The sequence below is a fragment of the Microbacterium sp. KNMS genome (genome assembly GCF_053851835.1).
The window spans coordinates 62,664-78,335 of sequence record NZ_JBSQBP010000007.1 but is presented as its reverse complement, the minus strand read 5'-3'; the positions used below and the strand labels follow the sequence as shown (position 1 = coordinate 78,335).

Below are 15,672 nucleotides of genomic sequence, written 5' to 3'. Positions count from 1 at the left end.
GGTACACCCGCGGGCGCTCTCGCGCAAGGCGGATGCCGAAAGCGGCATACACGGTTACTGTGGGACACCAGGGCAGCACCCGAAACGACGTGAGGAGAACCCGATGCGGGGGAAGCTGGGACTCGTGATCGGCCTCGGAGTGGGCTACGTGCTCGGCACGCGAGCCGGCCGCGAGCGCTACGAGCAGATCAAGGAGAAGGCGCAGGAGGTGTGGGAGCTCCCCATCGTCCAGGCGCAGGCCGAGAAGGCGACGAAGCTCGCCAAGTCGAGCGCGCTCGCGATCCCCCGCGCCGCCTGGAACGGCGCGATCAAGGTCGTCAAGGCGGCCACGACGCCCGGCACCCCGGGGCAGCGTCTCGATGCGGCGCTCGGCGAGGCGGAGGACGCCGCCGACGACGTCAAGCAGGAGGCGCAGCGGAAGGCTGCCGGCTGATGGCGCAGCTTCCGCCGTCGCCGGTGCGGGACCGCGCCGACGACAGTCTCTTCTCGCTGATCGGCGATCTGCCGGAGCTCGTCCGCAACCTCGTCGTCGCCGAGGTCAACGCGGCGAAGAAGTGGGCGATCGCCGCCGCGAAGGACGCGGGCTTCGGCACCGGCTGGATGATCGTCGCGCTGTTCTTCGTGTTCTGGGCGATCCCGGCCTTCCTCGCGTTCGTCATCGCGCTCCTGTCGCTGTGGCTGCCGGTGTGGGCGTCGGCCCTCATCGTGTTCGGCGTCGGCCTCGTGCTCGCCGCGGTGTTCGCGCTGCTCGGCCTGCTCCGGTTCAAGCACCTCGCGAAGAGCGAGAACCCCGCCCGCGCCGTGCAGACGGACGTCGCCATCGTCAAGGAGGTCGCAGATGAGTTCTGACCGTGCACGCGCCGAGGAGCGGCTCGCGAAGACGGTCGTGCCCAGCGGGATCTCCGACCCGGTCGAGCTCGCGCGGGCGGAGCTCAAGGCCGCGCTCGCCGCGATCGAGGTCAAGGGCAACCTGCCGCGTCGAGCGGCCGAGGCCAGCCAGCGCGGCGCGGTGAAGGCGCGGGCGTTCGCGCAGCGCAGCCCCGTGGCGGCAGCGGCCGCCGCGGCGGGCGTCGCCGCGGCCGTCGGGCTCGCGATCTGGGGCGTCGCGCGGATCATCGCGCGCTGATCGGTGGCGAGGCCCTCCGCTCCCGTCAAGGGGGAGGGCCTCGTTTTCGCCTTCTCGCGACGCGGGAGCATGATGGAGTCATGTCTGCAGCACCCGAGACGACCGGCGACAACTACAGCCTCTGGGCGGTGTGGCGGCGGAACCCCGACCGCCCCGTGACGGAGCCCGACGCGACCGAGCTCGAGGACATCGTCGCCCTGCTCGAGGGCGAGGGCGTGACGATCCGCGGCTTCTACGACGTCAGCGGCCTGCGCGCCGATGCCGACCTCATGGTCTGGCTGCACGGCGCCGTCGCCGAAGACCTGCAGCGGGCCGTGCGCCGACTGCGCCGCACCGAGCTGCTCAAGGACCTCCTGCCGACGTGGAACGCGATGGCCGTCCACCGCGACGCCGAGTTCAACAAGCGGCACATCCCGGGCTACCTCCGCGGCATCCCCGCGAAGGGCTGGCTCACGGTGTACCCGTTCGTGCGCAGCCACGAGTGGTACCTGCTGCCCGAGGACGAGCGCCGCACGATGCTCGCCGACCACGGCCGCAAGGGCGCCGCGTTCTCGGGAGTCGTCGCGAACACGATGGCGTCGTTCGCCCTGGGCGACTACGAGTGGATGCTCCCGATGGAGTCGGACGAGCTCAACGAGCTCGTCGACATGATGCGCGAGCTGCGCTACACCGAGGCCCGTCGCCACGTGCGCGAGGAGGTGCCGTTCTTCACGGGTCGACGCATCCCCGCGTCGGCCGTGCCCGAGGTGCTCCAGTGACCACGCCCATCCGTCTCGGCACGCGCCGGAGCGCTCTCGCGACGGCGCAGTCGTCGCAGATCGCCCGCGCTCTCGAGCAGCAGGCGGGGAGGCCCGTCGAGCTCGTGCCGATCGTCTCGGAGGGCGACACGTCGCGCGCGTCGCTGTCGCAGCTCGGCGGGACGGGCGTCTTCGCGACGCGCCTGCGCGAGGCGCTGCTGCGCGACGAGTGCGATCTCCTCGTGCACTCCCTGAAGGACCTCCCGACCGCCGACGCCCCCGGCCTCGTCATCGCGGCGACCCCCGCGCGTGCGGACGCGCGCGACGTCGTGCTCACGCGCGACGGCGTGCGGCTGGGCGACCTCGCCCCCGGTGCGCGGATCGGCACGGGCTCGCCTCGCCGCATCGCCCAGGTCCGGCGTGCGAACGCGGGTGTCGAGCTCCACGACATCCGCGGCAACGTCGACTCCCGCATGCAGCGCGTGCGCGACGGCGAACTCGACGCGATCGTGCTGGCCGCGGCGGGCCTGTCGCGCCTCGGAGCCGACATCGACCTCGCTCTCGAGCCGCAGGACCTGGGCGGATGGCCGACGGCCGCGGGGCAGGGAGCTCTCGCCGTCGAGACCCGCAGCGACATCGACGAGGAGCTCTTCGCGGCCATCCGCGCCCTCGACGACCCCGCGACCCGCTTCGCCGTGACGGTCGAGCGCGCGATCCTCGCGGGGGTCGAAGCCGGGTGCCATGCGCCCCTCGGGATCCACGCCGTCCTCCGGGGCGAGCAGCTCTCGGTCACCGCGGTCGCGTACGGCCGCGAGCCGGGCGAGGAGATCGCCGTCGAGCACGCCGAGGCCGTGGCGCAGGAGTATATTCGTCCTGAGGGCGGAAGCGACGGTGCGGACTCCGCCCGGCGCGTCGTCCCCCGACGAGCGAGCGAGATCGGCACCGCTGTCGCCGGTCGGCTTCTCGACCGAGGGGCGTCCGACCTCGTCTCCCCCTCGACCACACCATGACGAAGCCAGTGGAACACATGACCGGAAAGCCTCTCGCCGGATGGCGGGTGCTCGTGCCTCGCGGCGGCCCGTGGGGCGATGGCGTCGCGGCGCGTCTGCGTGCCGACGGCGCGACGCCGGTCATCGCGCCGCTCATCAACTTCGCCCCGACGGAGGACAAGGCCGCTCTCGAGCAGGCGCTGCGCGACCTCGCCGACGGCATGTTCGACTGGCTCACCGTGACGAGCGCGACGACCGTCGACGTCCTCTACTCCTACGGCGCGACCATCCCCGAGCGCACGAAGGTCGCGGCGGTCGGCGAGACGACCGCGACCGCGCTGCAGGCCGTCGGGTACGGCGTGGACCTCGTTCCCGACACCGACAACTCCGCAGCCGGACTCGCGCGGCAGCTCCTCGCCCGGGAGTCTGAGCCCCGCCGCATCCTGACCCTGCGCAGCGAGATCGCCAAGCCCGTTCTCACCGACGCCCTCATCGCCGCGGGGCACGACGTGCACAGCGTCGTCGCGTACCGCACGGTGGGCGTGCCCGCCCCGGAGCGCGCGCACCGCGACGTGCTCAACGGCCGCATCAACGCCATCCTCGTGACGAGCGGCTCGGTCGCCGAGCAGGTGCGCGAGCAGTTCCCCGACATCCCCGACCAGACGATCATCGCCGCGATCGGCCCGCGCACCGCGCGCGACGCCGACGCCGTGGGGTTGCCGATCCACCTCGTAGCACCGCGGCAGACCATCGAGTCGCTCATCGACTCCCTCGCGAAGATCCCGGTGCCCGAGCCGACCGAGGAGGCCAGGGCCATCCCGCCCACGACGCCGACCGACGTCGTCCGGATCCCCGGGATGAAGGCGCGCCGATGACCTTCCCCGTGCACCGGCCGCGGCGCCTCCGCCAGTCGCCGGCGGTCCGCCGGCTCATGCGCGAGACGCACCTCGCGCCATCCCAGCTCGTGCTGCCCGCCTTCGTGCGGGAGGGCATCGCCGAGCCCGTCGAGATCTCGTCGATGCCCGGCGTGCGCCAGCACACGCTCGACTCCCTCCGCCGGGCCGCCGTCGAGGCGGCGGAGTCCGGAGTCGGCGGCATCATGCTCTTCGGCGTGCCGGCCGTGCGCGACGCGGTGGGATCGGGAGCCGACGATCCCGAGGGCATCCTCAACGTCGCCGTGTCGGCGCTCGCATCGGAGGTCGGCGACGCCCTCGTCGTGCAGGCCGACCTGTGCCTCGACGAGTTCACGGACCACGGGCACTGCGGCGTGCTGACGCCCGAGGGCGGTGTCGACAACGACGCGACGCTCGAGCGGTACGCCGCGATGGCCCTCGCGCAGGCGCGCGCGGGTGCGACGCTGCTCGGGCTCTCGGGGATGATGGATGGCCAGGTCGCGGCCGTCCGCGAGGCGCTCGAGTCCGAGGGCTTCGTCGACACGATCGTGATGGCCTACTCGGCGAAGTACGCGGGCGCGTTCTACGGGCCGTTCCGCGAGGCGGTCGACTCGCAGCTGAAGGGCGACCGGCGCACCTACCAGATGGACCCCGGCAACGCGCGCGAGGGAGTCCGCGAGGCGGTGATCGACGTCGAGGAGGGCGCCGACATCGTCATGGTGAAGCCCGCGCTGCCGTACCTCGACGTGCTCGCCGACGTGCGTGCCGCCGTCGACGTGCCCGTCTGGGCGTACCAGGTGTCGGGCGAGTACGCGATGATCGAGGCCGCGAGCGCGAACGGCTGGATCGACCGCCACGGCGCGATCGAGGAGTCGCTCCTCGGCATCCGCCGCGCCGGCGCCGACGCCATCCTCACGTACTGGGCCGTCGAGGCCGCGCGCTGGCTCCGCTGATCTGGTAGGCGCGGCGTCGTCCGGGCGCCGCGGGTTCGCCGCGTTTCGGGGCGGACGGGGGCGGGTTCGCCGTGTTTCGGGGAAGCACGTCGTGAGCGCTGCCGCGAATCGCGTCCATTCGGCCCGGGTTCGCCGCGTTTCGCGGCGGAGGTCCTCGCACGCTTCGCCCATCCGCGGCGCGGGAGAATGGACGCATGACCGATCGCAACGACGTCCTGTTCGAGCACGCCCGCGAAGTGATCCCCGGCGGCGTGAACTCGCCCGTGCGGGCGTACGGCTCGGTCGGCGGGACGCCCCGGTTCCTCGCGTCGGCGCGCGGGGCATACGTGACGGATGCCGCTGGCCGCGAGTACGTCGACCTGGTCGCCTCGTGGGGCCCGGCTCTGCTCGGTCATGCACATCCCGAGGTCGTCGCCGCGGTGCAGGAGGCGGCGGCGCACGGTCTGTCGTTCGGCGCTCCGACCGAGGGCGAGGTCGAGCTGGCCGATCTCATCGTCGACCGGGTGCAGGCCGGCGGCCTCCGGCCGGTCGAGCAGGTGCGCCTCGTCTCGACGGGCACCGAGGCGACCATGACCGCCATCCGCCTCGCGCGCGGCGTCACCGGCCGCGACCTCGTGCTCAAGTTCGACGGCAACTACCACGGGCACTCCGACGGGCTCCTCGCGGCGGCGGGCTCCGGCGTCGCGACGCTCGCCCTCCCCGGCACGGCGGGGGTGCCCGCGCCGATCGCGGCGCAGACGCTCGTCGCCCCGTACGGCGACCTCGACGCGGTGCGCGAGATCTTCGCGGTCCGCGGTGACGAGATCGCCGCGATCATCGTGGAGGCCGCGCCCGCCAACATGGGGGTCGTGCGGCCGGCGCCCGGATACAACGCGGCGCTCGCGGAGATCGCGCACGACGCGGGAGCGCTGCTCATCCTCGACGAGGTGCTCACGGGCTTCCGCGTGCACCCGGCGGGGCATTGGGGCCTCCAGGTCGAGGCGGGCGAGGCCTTCGAACCCGACATCATCACGTTCGGCAAGGTCGTGGGCGGCGGCATGCCTCTCGCGGCGCTCGGCGGCAAGCGCGCCGTCATGGACCAGCTCGCTCCCGTCGGCCCCGTCTACCAGGCCGGCACGCTCTCGGGGAACCCGCTGTCCGTCGCCGCCGGCATCGCGACGCTGCGTCTGGCCACTCCCGAGGTCTACGCGGCCGTCGACGCCGCCGCGGCCACGGTCGCCGACGCGCTGGCCGCCGCGCTCTCGGCGGAGGGCGTCGTCCACGCGATCCCGCGCGCCGGCAACCTCTTCGGGCTCGCGTTCCTGCCCGAGGCGCCGGCCGACTACGCGACCGCCAAGACGCAGGAGGCGTTCCGATACACGCCGTTCTTCCACGCGATGCTCGAGGCGGGCGTCGCCCTGCCCCCGAGCGTGTTCGAGGCGTGGTTCCTCACGGCGGCGCACGACGACGAGGCGCTCGCTCGCATCGTCGACGCGCTGCCCGCAGCCGCGCGGGCTGCCGCGACCGCGACCGCCTGAGCCGCGACGCCCTCTGCACAGGCGGCTCGCGCCGGCGCGTCCTCCCCAGGCGAACCGCGTGCGAGCCGTCGACGGGGGTGGTCCCTCCGAGGATGTGACGCATCCGACCGAGGAGGAGACCATGACCGACGCCAAGCTCGACCTCATCGCGAAGCTGCTCGCGAAGGCCGAGAGCACGACGCCCGAGGAGGCCGAGGCGCTCACCGAGCACGCCGAGCGCCTCATGGTGAAGTACGGGATCGGGCAGGCGCTGCTCGATGAGAGACGTGCTCGACTGGGCGAGACGCAGGACCCTGTCGTCGAGGAGCAGATGCTCTTCACGGGCGCCTACGCGCGCGATCTCCGAGAGCTCGGCGGCGGGGTCGCGCGCGCCCTCGGCACGATCCGGCCGCTCATCGCCGACTCCGCTCGCGGATCGGTGCTGTATCTCGTCGGGTTCGCGTCCGATGTGCAGCAGGCGCGCGTTCTCATCGCGAGCCTGCGCGTCCAGGCGCTCGTCGCGATGCGCGCATGGTGGCTCATCGAGCGAGCCTCGTACGACTGGTGCACGGAGAGCGACCGCCGTCGCGCGCGCAGCGGGTTCGTCCGCGGATTCGGGGCCGGCGCCGCGGCGCGCATCGCCGAGAACCGCCGCGCGATCATCGAGGAGGCGGGGAGCGGAACCGACCTCGTCCTCGCGTCACGTCGAAGCCGGGTCGACGCCTACGTCGACGCGCTCTCCCCGAGGAGAGGGCGCCGGCGCCAGGGGGCCGACGCGGGCGCGTTCGCGTCGGGGCACCGCTCCGGCCGCCAGGCGAACACGGGCGAGGCCGCGATCGGCGCGAGAAGGGGCCTCCCGCGATGAGGCACCGCGGCGGCGCGACGCTGTTCAGCCCAGCAGCGTCGCGGTCCGCGAGCCGAGGCCGAGTGCGGCGGCGGCGCGCAGCTGCTCGACGGTGTCGACGTCGCGGCGCAGCGTCGATTCCTGCGCCACCCCGAGGTCGACGTGCCCCGCCGCCCGGTGCGCCGCGGCCGAGTCCGCTCCGAAGGCCGGCACGAGTGCGGTGCCCGCGCGCGCCGTGATGAGGGTGGATCCCGTGCCCTCGGCGTCCGCGACGAGCCCGAGCCGCGCCGCGCCGGCGAGCGCGAGCGCGGCATCGAGGTCTGCCGGTCGGAGCGCGGGCAGGTCGCCCAGGAGCACCGCCCGCGGGAGGACGCGGTCGATCGTCGCGAGCCCGCGGCGGATGGCGGCGTTCAGCCCCGCGGGCTCGGACTCGCGGACGATGCGGATGGGGGCGGATGGCCGTGCGCGCGCGGGTGTGCTGTCTGCGAGGCCCTCCGGCCATCCGGAGGCCGCCGTGACAACGACGACCTCGGCGACCCGCGAGGCGCGCGCGACCGCGTCGACCGTGTCACGCGCGATCGCGTCGGCGAGCGCCGCGCGATCGACGCCGGGCGCCTCGAGCCGCGACTTCCCCCGTGCGGGCGGCTTCACGGGGATGACGACGTGCCAGGCGAAGCCCGCGTCGCCGTTCACGCCCCGTACTCGGCGCGGAGCCGAGGCAGCACCTCCTCGCCGTAGAGGCGCAGGAAGGTCTCCTGGTCGTGACCGGGGTCGTGGAAGACGAGGTGCCGGAAGCCCAGGTCGATCCAGGTGCGGATCGCCGCGAGGTGCTCGTCGACGTCGTCCGACACGATGAATCGCGAGGCGGCGCGCTCGGTGGGCAGCTGCTCGGCGAGGCGCTGCATCTCGAGCGGGTCGTCCACGCCCATCTTCTCCTCGGGGCTCAGGGCCAGCGGGGCCCAGAAGCGCGTGTTCTCGAGCGCCTGGGCGCGGTCGTGGCGGAAGGAGACCTTGACCTCGAGAAGCGTGTCGACGTCGGACCGGTCGCGGCCCGCCTTGGCGAGCCCCTCGTCGAATGCCGGCAGGAGCTTCTCACGGTACAGCTCGGGAGCCTTGCCGCTCGTCGTGATGTAGCCGTCGGCGATCCGACCGGCGAGCCGCGTCGCCGCGGGGCCCGAGGCGCCGATGTAGATGGGCATGAGCTCGTCCGGGCGGTCGTAGATCGTGGCGTTGCGCACCGAGTAGTACGTGCCGTCGAAGGTCACGCGATCGTCGGTCCACAGCCGGCGGATGAGCGTGATCGCCTCCTTCATGCGCTGGAACCGCTCGGGCGACTCGGGCCAGTCGAGGCCGAGAGTGACCTCGTTGAGCGCCTCGCCGGTGCCCACGCCGAGGATCATCCGCCCGGGGTGCATGGCGCCGAGGGTGCCGAACGCCTGGGCCACGACGCCCGGGTGGTAGCGGAAGGTCGGCGTGAGCACCGACGTGCCGAGCAGCACGCGCGAGGTGCGCTCGGCCGCGGCGCCGAGCCAGGGCAGCGCGGCGGGAGCGTGCCCTCCCTCGTGCATCCACGGCTGAAGGTGGTCGCTGAGGAACACCGAGTCGAACCCGACCTCCTCGGCGAGGATCGCGTAGTCGAGCAGCTCGCGCGGCCCGAACTGCTCGGACGAGGCCTTGTAGCCGAACCGGAAGGGGATGGTCATGGCAGGGCTCCTTCGGAGGTGAGGACGGCGGATGGCTCGAGCAGGTCGCGCGCGACGCGCGCGAGACGCTCGCGGAAGGCGGCGACGGTCCCCGGCCAGAGGAGCGTGAGCCGGCCGCTGCGGGAGTCGACGTACCAGCTCTCGCAGCCGCCCGACACCCACGGGGTCCCGGTCGAGCGCTCGACGATCTCCCGCGTGTAGGCGGCCTCGTCCTGCGCGCTCACGCGCACGTCGAGTCCCCGGGCGACGAGAGCCGCGGCGAAGGCGGCCTGCTCCTCGAGGATGAGCACGGCCGAGTTGTGGCCGAGCGCCGCGTTCGGCCCGCCGAGGATGAAGAGGTTCGGGAAGCCGTGCACGAGGGTCGAGCCGACCGAGCGCATGCCGTCGGACCAGTGCGCATCGAGGGATCGACCGTGCTCTCCGGTCACGAGGGGCGCGTAGGGCTGGCGGGTGGAGGCGAAGCCCGTGGCGAGGACGACCGCGTCGGCCGCGTGCCGCGTACCGTCGGCCGCGACGAGCGCGCCGTTCTCCACGGCGGCCAGGGCAGATGGCACGAGACGCACGGCATCCGAGGCGACGGCCGGGTAGAACGCGTCGCTCAGGAGCACGCGCTTGCAGCCGAACGCGTAGTCCGGGGTGAGAGCGGCGCGCAGGGCCGGGTCGGCGACCTGCGACGCGAGGTGGGCGCGCGCGACGGCCTCGGCTTCGGCGGCGGCCGCGCGGTCGCCGGAGCGCGACGCGAAGCGCGCCTCGCCCTCGCGGAGCAGCTCGTCGCGCAGGTGCGCGGCGGCCGACGGCTCGCGCAGGGCGGCGCGCTCCTCGGGGCCGTACATCCGGTCGCCCTTGGGGACGATCCACGCGGGCGTGCGCTGGAAGAGCACGACCTCGGCGCCCGCATCGACGAGGGCGGGCACGAGCTGCACCGCGCTCGCCCCCGTGCCGACGACCGCGATCCGGCGCCCCGCGACGTCCTGGGTGTGGTCCCACCGTGCGGAGTGGAAGAGCGGGCCGGGGAAGGTCTCGAGCTCCACGACGTCCGGGATCCGCGGCTCGGTGAGCCGCCCGCACGCGAGGACGAGATGTCGCGCCCGGATCTCCTCGGGACACGACGCAGGATCCTCTCGGCCCGCCGCACCGGGAATCCGGTTCCCGCGCGCGGAGCCGCTCGGAGGTCCTGCGATGTGTCCCGGGCCGGTGCGCACGGCCCACTCGTCGCCATCCCACCGTGCATCGATCAGCGCGGTGCCGAAGCGGATCCGCGCGTCGAGCCCCTCATCGCGCGCGATCCGCTCGAGGTACTCCCGGATCTCCGCGCCGGGAGCGAACATGCGCGTCCAATCGGGCGACGGATGGCTCGCGAGCCCGTACAGGTGAGAGGGCACGTCGCACGCGACGCCGGGGTAGGTGTTGTCGCGCCACGTGCCGCCGACCCCGTCGGCGCGCTCGATGATCGCGAAGTCGTCGACGCCCTGCGCCCGGAGTGCGAGCGCGGCCGCGAGGCCTGCGAAGCCGGCGCCGACGATGAGCGTGCCGACGCGGATCATTCGCCGCTCCGCTGGATGTCTCCGTAGGTCGTCGTCCGCTGCCGGAACGGCCGGAACAGCCGCTTCGCGATGCCGCGCGCCGTGTCGAGCGGCAGCTCGATGCCGGCCTCGACCCCCGCGCGAGGCGCGACGCGTCCGTCGAGAAGCGTTCCGCCGAGGTCGTCGCCGCCCGCGCGCAGGAGGTCGGCCGACAGCTCGAGGCCGTGGCGCGTCCACGGGATCTGCACGTGCGCGATGGCGCCCGACAGCATGAGGCGAGACACCGCGACCATGGCACGGTGCTCATCACGCGGGCTGCGGGCGTCGACGAGCGGCCGACCCCAGCCCGGCATGGGGATCGGCACGAACTCGGAGAACCCTCCGGTCTCGCGCTGGATGGCCAGGATCCTGCGGAGGTGGGCGATGCGCTCCGCGGTGGTCTCGACGTGCCCGTAGAACAGGACGGATGTCGAGCGGAAGCCCGCGCGGTGGGCGGCCGTGATGGTCTCGATCCAGCGGTCGATCTCGAGGTCGCCGGGCGCGACCTCGGCGCGCACGCGCTCGCTCAGGATCTTGACGCCCGTTCCCGGCACCGTGTCGACTCCCGCCTCGCGCAGCGCGGCGAGAGCGCCGTCGACCCCGAGCCCCGCGCGGTCGGCGAGGTCGGCGACATCCTGCGGGCGGAAGGCGTGGAGATGGATGGCCGGGGCCGCGCGCTTCACGGCGCGAGCGATCTCGAGGTAGGCCTCTGGCTCCTCGCCCGGCGCGAGGAGGCCCTGCACGCAGATCTCCGTGAGACCGAGGTCGACCGCGTCGCGCGCGGCGTCCTCGAGGAGCGGGAGGTCGAACTCGTCATCCGCCCGGCCGCCTCGCGCGCGAAAGCCTGTCGAGGCGATGTTGCGGTTCGCGACGATGCTTACGGTCTCGCCGACGGTGTACCGGCGCACGTCGTCGGCCGTCTGCACGAGGGCCTCGAGCTCGTCGCCGGTCGCGGTGAGCAGGCGCTCCCACTCCGCGTCGTCGAGCGCTCCGGGGTCCTGCGCGGCACGCTCGATGACGGCGGCGATGAGGCCGCCGGGCGACCACAGTGCAGGAGTCTCGACCGCGCCCGCATCGGGGGAGCGGTCTCCCGGCTCCTGCGGGCGCGGAACTCCTGCGTCGTGTCCCGCTCGGGGCGAGCGCGCCTCGGGGCGCACGATGCCGCCATCCGCCGCGCGTCGCGCGAGCCCGCTCTCGTCGGCGAGGGCGCGCGTCGCACCGCGGATGGCCGCGTCGACCCAGGGGTCCGCGTGCACGTACTCGGGGTGGGCCGTGAGGCGCTCGCGCAGCGTGAAGCCGAGCTCGGCCGTGCGCGCCGCGAGATCGTCGAGGTGCGGCCACGGGCGCTCGGGGTTCACGTGGTCGGCGGTGAGCGGCGAGACGCCGCCCCAGTCGTCGGCGCCCGCGCGGAGGAGAAGCGCGAACTCCTGCGGGTCGGACAGGTTCGGCGGCACCTGCACGCGCATGCGCGGCCCCAGGACGAGCCGCGTCACAGCGACGGCCATCGCATGCTCGTGGAGGGCGGCGTCGGGCGCGTCCTGCATCGCGGTCCGCGGCTTCGCGCGGAAGTTCTGGACGATGACCTCCTGCACGTGCCCGTGTCGCTCGTGCACGTCGCGGAGGGCGATCATCGACTCCGCGCGGTCGCGGAGCGTCTCGCCGATCCCGACGAGGATGCCCGAGGTGAAGGGGATGCGGGCGCGGCCGGCGTTCTCGAGCAGCTCGAGCCGGACGAGGGGGTCCTTGTCGGGCGAGCCGTGGTGCACGCGCCCCGGCTCCGTGAAGAGCGCGCGCGAGGTCGTCTCGAGCATGACTCCCATCGAGGGGGCGAACGGGCGCAGCGCCGCGAGCTCGTCGGGGCTCATCACGCCCGGGTTCAGGTGGGGGAGGAGACCCGTCTCGTCGACGATCAGCTCGGCCATCGCGCCGACGTACTCGAGGGTCGACGCGTAGCCGTGCTCGTCGAGCCAGGCGCGCGCCTCGGGCCACCGGTCCTCGGGGCGATCGCCGAGCGTGAGCAGCGCCTCCTTGCAGCCGAGCGCCTGCCCCTGTCGGGCAACGGCGAGCACCTGCTCGGGCGACATGTACGCGGGCTTCGCCTTCTTGAGCAGCTGGCCGGGGGTGTCGACGAAGACGCAGTAGTGGCAGCGGTCGCGGCACAGCGTCGTGAGGGGGATGAACACCTTGCGCGAGTACGTCACGACACCGGGTCGGCCCGCGAGGGCGAGCCCCTCGTCGCGCGTGCGCGCGGCGAGATCGAACACGCACTCGGCATCGGGGCCCGTCGCCTCGAGGAGCGCGAGCGCGTCGTCGGCGTCGAGGCGCTCCCCGCGCTCGGCCTTTCGCAGAGCGGCGGCGAGAGCCGGAGCGTTCGCGCTGAGCAGGGTCACCGATCCAGTCTCGCACCGTGCGCGGCGACGGGCGCCGCCGCGGACAGCGCGGCCGCGGCGAAGCTGTGCGAACTCACCAGCCTCTCGGGAGGAGTCCGCTGGCAGGATGGATGCCATGGTCACCCTGCTCCTCGATCACGCGCAGCTCGAGATCTCGCTGTCGGCCACCGAGCGCGCCCTCGCGTTCCGCCGCACGAGCATCCGCGTCGAGCGCTCGTCGATCGTCAAGGTGCAGCTCACGGACGACCCGTGGACCTGGCTGCGCGGCGTGCGCGCCCGCGGCACGTTCCTGCCCGGCTTCACCGCGCTCGGCACGTGGCGGACGGAGACCGGAGACGACTTCGTCGCGGTGCGCGGGCGCCGTCTGCCCGGAGTCGTGATCGATCTGGATGGCGAGGGCGAGTTCGAGCGTCTCGTCATCTCGACACGTCACGGCCTCGCGTTCACGCGCGCGCTGCGCCTCAACCTCGACGAGGCCGCCGAGGCCGTCGAGCTCGGCGCGGAGCCTGCGAAGGAGCCGCAGCGCACACCGCGCCCCGCCCCGCGCCCCGCTCCCGCGATCTGAGCCGGCGGCGCCGTCGTCAGTCGGCGTCGTCCTCGGTGGGCTGCTCGGTGCCCTCGTAGGTCACCGGGTCGACGCCCGCTCCGCGCAGGATGTCGTCGAACGAGAAGCCCTCCTCGTTCTCGCCCTCGACGACGGCCGCGTCCTCCTCCTCGGTGGACTCCTCGGCGCCGATCATCGGCACGGCCACGGTCTCCGTCGAAAGGTGGTCGATCGTCGGGATGGCGATGGTCGGCTCGCCCGGCTCGTGCTCGTCGGCGTCATGGCCCAGGAACGCGGCCGCGCCGCCGACCGGCTCGTCCCCACCGGCCAGGAGGTTCGCCAGACGCGCCGACCCCGGCAGGCCGCCCGCGAACGGAGCCGCCTCGGCGTCCTCGGCGTCGTCGCCACCGTCGAACTCGACGACCGCATCGGGCTCCTCGAGCACGTCGGGGCTGTCGGCGTCGTCGCGAGGAGCATCCTGCTCGCCCTCGTGCCGGTCGTGGGGAGCCTCTGACGGATCGGAATCGGCGGCGAAGGCATCGGCCGGGGCGTCGGCGTCGTCGGCCTCGGGCGTCCAGTCCTCGTGGCTCTCGGCGACGTGCTCGGGAGCTGCGGGAGCCTCGTCGTCCCACGCGTGCGCGGCGCCGGGGTCGCCGTCCATGGCCGGAGCCTGGAGGAAAGCGTCGGCCTCGGCGACCTCGCGCTCGAAGTCGGCGTCGGTGGTCGGTGCAGGAGCGGCCGGGATGTGCCACGTGGGCACCGGCGCCGGCGCGTCGGCGACGAACGGCGCGTCCTCGATCGGCGCGTCCTCGGGGGCGGTGTGCTCGAGCGCTTCCGCTTCCGCTTCCGCTTCCGCTGCCGCGTCCTCGCCCTCGGCGTCGTCCTCCTCGCCGGCGGCCTCGTACTCCGTCGGCGCGTAGTCCTCGGTCTCGTCGGAGGCCGTCCCGTCGGAGGCCGTCCCGTCGGAGGCCGTCCCGTCGGAGGCCGTCTCGTTGGAGATCGTCTCGTCGGAGGCCGTCTCTCCCTCTGCGTCCGCGGCGCCCTGGGGTGCGGCGTCTTCGGCGTCCGCCTCGCCCTCCTCGGCGGCGTCCGCGTTCTCACCGGTGGCGTCGGCGCCCTGGCGAGCTTCGTCGGCGTCGGCAGTCTCCCCCGAGTCGGCGTCGGCCGGCTGCTCGTCGGTCGCGTCCGTCACGATGGCGTCCACGCCGACTCCGGCAGCGGCGCCCGAGGCCGCAGTCACGCCGACCTCGGCGGGGGAGAGACCCGCGTCCTCGGAGTTCGACTCCGCGTCCTCGCGGCGGTCGGCCTCGGCGTCCACGGTCGTCGCGTCCGCCTCATCTGAGACATCCGCAGCCGCGCCATCCGAGACATCCGCAGCTGCGACATCCGAGACATCCGCAGGCGCCGCGTCCGCGTCACCTGAGACATCCGCGTCCGCGTCCGCGTCACGCGAGACATCCGCGACCGCGCCGTCCGCGGCACCCGCCGTCGGCGGCAGCGCCGCGGTCATCGGCGGCACGTACTCGCCGCTCACGAGCTGGATGAAGACGTCCTCGAGGCTGGGGCTGCGCTGCTGCAGCGTGGTGAGCGCGACACCGGCCTGCGCGGCGAGCGCGCCGATCTCCGCGGCCGAGGCGCCCTGCACGTTGATGCCCGAGCGCAGCAGCTCGACCTCGTAGCCCGCGTCGCGCAGGGCGCGCGAGAGCGCGGCGCGGTCGAGCGAGTCGACCGCGACCGTCTGCGACGACGCGTCCTCGAGGTCCTCGATGGCACCCGCGAAGACGAGCGAGCCGTTCGAGATGACGAGGAGCCGATCCGCGACCTGCTGGATCTCGCTGAGCAGGTGCGATGACACGAGCACCGTGCGGCCCTCATCGGCGAGGCGGCGCATGAGGAGGCGCATCCACCGGATGCCCTCGGGGTCGAGTCCGTTCGCGGGCTCGTCGAGGACGAGCACGCCGGGGTCGCCGATCATCGCCTCCGCGACCGCGAGTCGCTGCGTCATGCCGAGGGAGTAGCCCGAGATGCGCATGTCGGCGACCTCGGAGAGGCCCACGAGCGCGAGCACCTCGGCCACGCGCGACGAGGGCACACCGGCCTGACGTGCGACCGTGCTCAGGTGCTTGACCGCCGTGCGGCGCGCTCGGAACGTCGGCGACTCCGACACCCAGCCCACGACGCGGCGCGGGCTGGAGAGCTGCGCGAACGTCTTGCCGCCGATCGTCGCGGTGCCCGCGTTGGCGCGCAGCTGCCCGAGGAGGATCCGCAGCGTCGTCGTCTTGCCCGCCCCGTTGGGGCCGAGGAACGCGGTCACGAAGCCGGGGTCCACGCGGGCGGTGAAGTCCGAGACAGCGGCGATCCCGTCGAAGGTCTTCGTGACGCCCGTGAACTCGAGCACCTTGCCGTCGGTCATGGTGACCCCTTCATCTGCATGC

15 protein-coding genes are annotated in these 15,672 nt (G+C 73.6%); 10 read left to right on the top strand and 5 right to left on the bottom strand.

Going from position 1 to position 15,672, the window contains the following annotated elements; translation table 11 throughout:
• Positions 1-103: 103 nt before the first annotated feature.
• The 9 genes from ACWXWW_RS06265 (at position 104) to ACWXWW_RS06225 (ending at position 7,059) form a co-directional block, all read left to right on the top strand.
• Complete coding sequence (locus tag ACWXWW_RS06265; protein WP_271172932.1) at positions 104-433, top strand: hypothetical protein; 330 nt, start codon at positions 104-106, stop codon at positions 431-433.
• The gene (locus ACWXWW_RS06260; protein ID WP_271172931.1) at positions 433-849 is read left to right on the top strand and encodes a phage holin family protein; all 417 of its coding nucleotides are present in this window, start codon (positions 433-435) and stop codon (positions 847-849) included. Before ACWXWW_RS06265 ends, ACWXWW_RS06260 begins: the two co-directional genes overlap by 1 nt.
• Positions 839-1,126: a hypothetical protein gene (locus ACWXWW_RS06255; protein WP_271172930.1), complete on the top strand. Its 288-nt coding sequence runs from the start codon at positions 839-841 to the stop codon at positions 1,124-1,126. The genes ACWXWW_RS06260 and ACWXWW_RS06255 overlap by 11 nt, the downstream gene beginning before the upstream one ends.
• A gap of 80 nt (positions 1,127-1,206) precedes the next feature.
• The gene (gene hemQ / locus ACWXWW_RS06250; protein WP_271172929.1) at positions 1,207-1,884 is read left to right on the top strand and encodes a hydrogen peroxide-dependent heme synthase; all 678 of its coding nucleotides are present in this window, start codon (positions 1,207-1,209) and stop codon (positions 1,882-1,884) included.
• Complete coding sequence (gene hemC / locus ACWXWW_RS06245) at positions 1,881-2,873, top strand: hydroxymethylbilane synthase (RefSeq protein ID WP_282978765.1); 993 nt, start codon at positions 1,881-1,883, stop codon at positions 2,871-2,873. The genes hemQ and hemC overlap by 4 nt, the downstream gene beginning before the upstream one ends.
• Positions 2,874-2,890: 17 nt before the next feature.
• Entirely contained in the window at positions 2,891-3,727 is an 837-nt protein-coding gene (locus tag ACWXWW_RS06240) for a uroporphyrinogen-III synthase (protein ID WP_455969338.1), read from the top strand.
• Positions 3,724-4,698, top strand: coding sequence for a porphobilinogen synthase (gene hemB, locus ACWXWW_RS06235; RefSeq protein WP_455969337.1), 975 nt, complete (start codon positions 3,724-3,726; stop codon positions 4,696-4,698). The genes ACWXWW_RS06240 and hemB overlap by 4 nt, the downstream gene beginning before the upstream one ends.
• A 194-nt stretch (positions 4,699-4,892) precedes the next feature.
• Entirely contained in the window at positions 4,893-6,215 is a 1,323-nt protein-coding gene (gene hemL / locus ACWXWW_RS06230) for a glutamate-1-semialdehyde 2,1-aminomutase (RefSeq protein ID WP_455969336.1), read from the top strand.
• 121 nt (positions 6,216-6,336) lie between these two features.
• A complete protein-coding gene (locus ACWXWW_RS06225) occupies positions 6,337-7,059 on the top strand; it encodes a DUF2786 domain-containing protein (RefSeq protein ID WP_324013766.1) in 723 nt (240 codons plus the stop codon).
• A gap of 24 nt (positions 7,060-7,083) precedes the next feature.
• Here the strand turns inward: ACWXWW_RS06225 and cofC are convergent, their stop codons facing one another.
• Genes cofC through cofG form a run of 4 tightly spaced genes read right to left on the bottom strand, consistent with a single transcriptional unit; the run spans position 7,084 to position 12,693 of the window.
• Complete coding sequence (gene cofC, locus ACWXWW_RS06220; protein WP_455969335.1) at positions 7,084-7,731, bottom strand: 2-phospho-L-lactate guanylyltransferase; 648 nt, start codon at positions 7,729-7,731, stop codon at positions 7,084-7,086.
• On the bottom strand, positions 7,728-8,741 hold the full coding sequence (gene fgd, locus ACWXWW_RS06215) for a glucose-6-phosphate dehydrogenase (coenzyme-F420) (RefSeq protein ID WP_455969334.1): 1,014 nt from the start codon (positions 8,739-8,741) through the stop codon (positions 7,728-7,730). Before fgd ends, cofC begins: the two co-directional genes overlap by 4 nt.
• Entirely contained in the window at positions 8,738-10,285 is a 1,548-nt protein-coding gene (locus tag ACWXWW_RS06210) for a flavin-containing monooxygenase (RefSeq protein ID WP_455969333.1), read from the bottom strand. The genes fgd and ACWXWW_RS06210 overlap by 4 nt, the downstream gene beginning before the upstream one ends.
• Entirely contained in the window at positions 10,282-12,693 is a 2,412-nt protein-coding gene (cofG, locus tag ACWXWW_RS06205; RefSeq protein ID WP_455969332.1) for a 7,8-didemethyl-8-hydroxy-5-deazariboflavin synthase CofG, read from the bottom strand. Before cofG ends, ACWXWW_RS06210 begins: the two co-directional genes overlap by 4 nt.
• Positions 12,694-12,808: 115 nt before the next feature.
• Between cofG and ACWXWW_RS06200 the strand changes: the two genes are divergently transcribed.
• On the top strand, positions 12,809-13,258 hold the full coding sequence (locus tag ACWXWW_RS06200) for a hypothetical protein (RefSeq protein WP_455969331.1): 450 nt from the start codon (positions 12,809-12,811) through the stop codon (positions 13,256-13,258).
• 16 nt (positions 13,259-13,274) lie between these two features.
• On the opposite strand, the gene ACWXWW_RS06195 is transcribed toward ACWXWW_RS06200, so the two are convergent.
• A complete protein-coding gene (locus tag ACWXWW_RS06195) occupies positions 13,275-15,650 on the bottom strand; it encodes an ATP-binding cassette domain-containing protein (protein ID WP_455969330.1) in 2,376 nt (791 codons plus the stop codon).
• Positions 15,651-15,672: the final 22 nt, after the last annotated feature.

What these genes read in the sequence shown, in the direction of transcription:
- ACWXWW_RS06265 (WP_271172932.1), top strand. Translation starts at nt 104, where the DNA reads ATGCGGGGGAAGCTGGGACTCGTGATCGGCCTCGGAGTGGGCTACGTG.
- ACWXWW_RS06260 (WP_271172931.1), top strand. Translation starts at nt 433, where the DNA reads ATGGCGCAGCTTCCGCCGTCGCCGGTGCGGGACCGCGCCGACGACAGT.
- ACWXWW_RS06255 (WP_271172930.1), top strand. Translation starts at nt 839, where the DNA reads ATGAGTTCTGACCGTGCACGCGCCGAGGAGCGGCTCGCGAAGACGGTC.
- hemQ (WP_271172929.1), top strand. Translation starts at nt 1,207, where the DNA reads ATGTCTGCAGCACCCGAGACGACCGGCGACAACTACAGCCTCTGGGCG.
- ACWXWW_RS06240 (WP_455969338.1), top strand. Translation starts at nt 2,891, where the DNA reads ATGACCGGAAAGCCTCTCGCCGGATGGCGGGTGCTCGTGCCTCGCGGC.
- hemB (WP_455969337.1), top strand. Translation starts at nt 3,724, where the DNA reads ATGACCTTCCCCGTGCACCGGCCGCGGCGCCTCCGCCAGTCGCCGGCG.
- hemL (WP_455969336.1), top strand. Translation starts at nt 4,893, where the DNA reads ATGACCGATCGCAACGACGTCCTGTTCGAGCACGCCCGCGAAGTGATC.
- ACWXWW_RS06225 (WP_324013766.1), top strand. Translation starts at nt 6,337, where the DNA reads ATGACCGACGCCAAGCTCGACCTCATCGCGAAGCTGCTCGCGAAGGCC.
- fgd (WP_455969334.1), bottom strand. Translation starts at nt 8,741, where the DNA reads ATGACCATCCCCTTCCGGTTCGGCTACAAGGCCTCGTCCGAGCAGTTC.
- ACWXWW_RS06210 (WP_455969333.1), bottom strand. Translation starts at nt 10,285, where the DNA reads ATGATCCGCGTCGGCACGCTCATCGTCGGCGCCGGCTTCGCAGGCCTC.
- ACWXWW_RS06200 (WP_455969331.1), top strand. Translation starts at nt 12,809, where the DNA reads ATGGTCACCCTGCTCCTCGATCACGCGCAGCTCGAGATCTCGCTGTCG.
- ACWXWW_RS06195 (WP_455969330.1), bottom strand. Translation starts at nt 15,650, where the DNA reads ATGACCGACGGCAAGGTGCTCGAGTTCACGGGCGTCACGAAGACCTTC.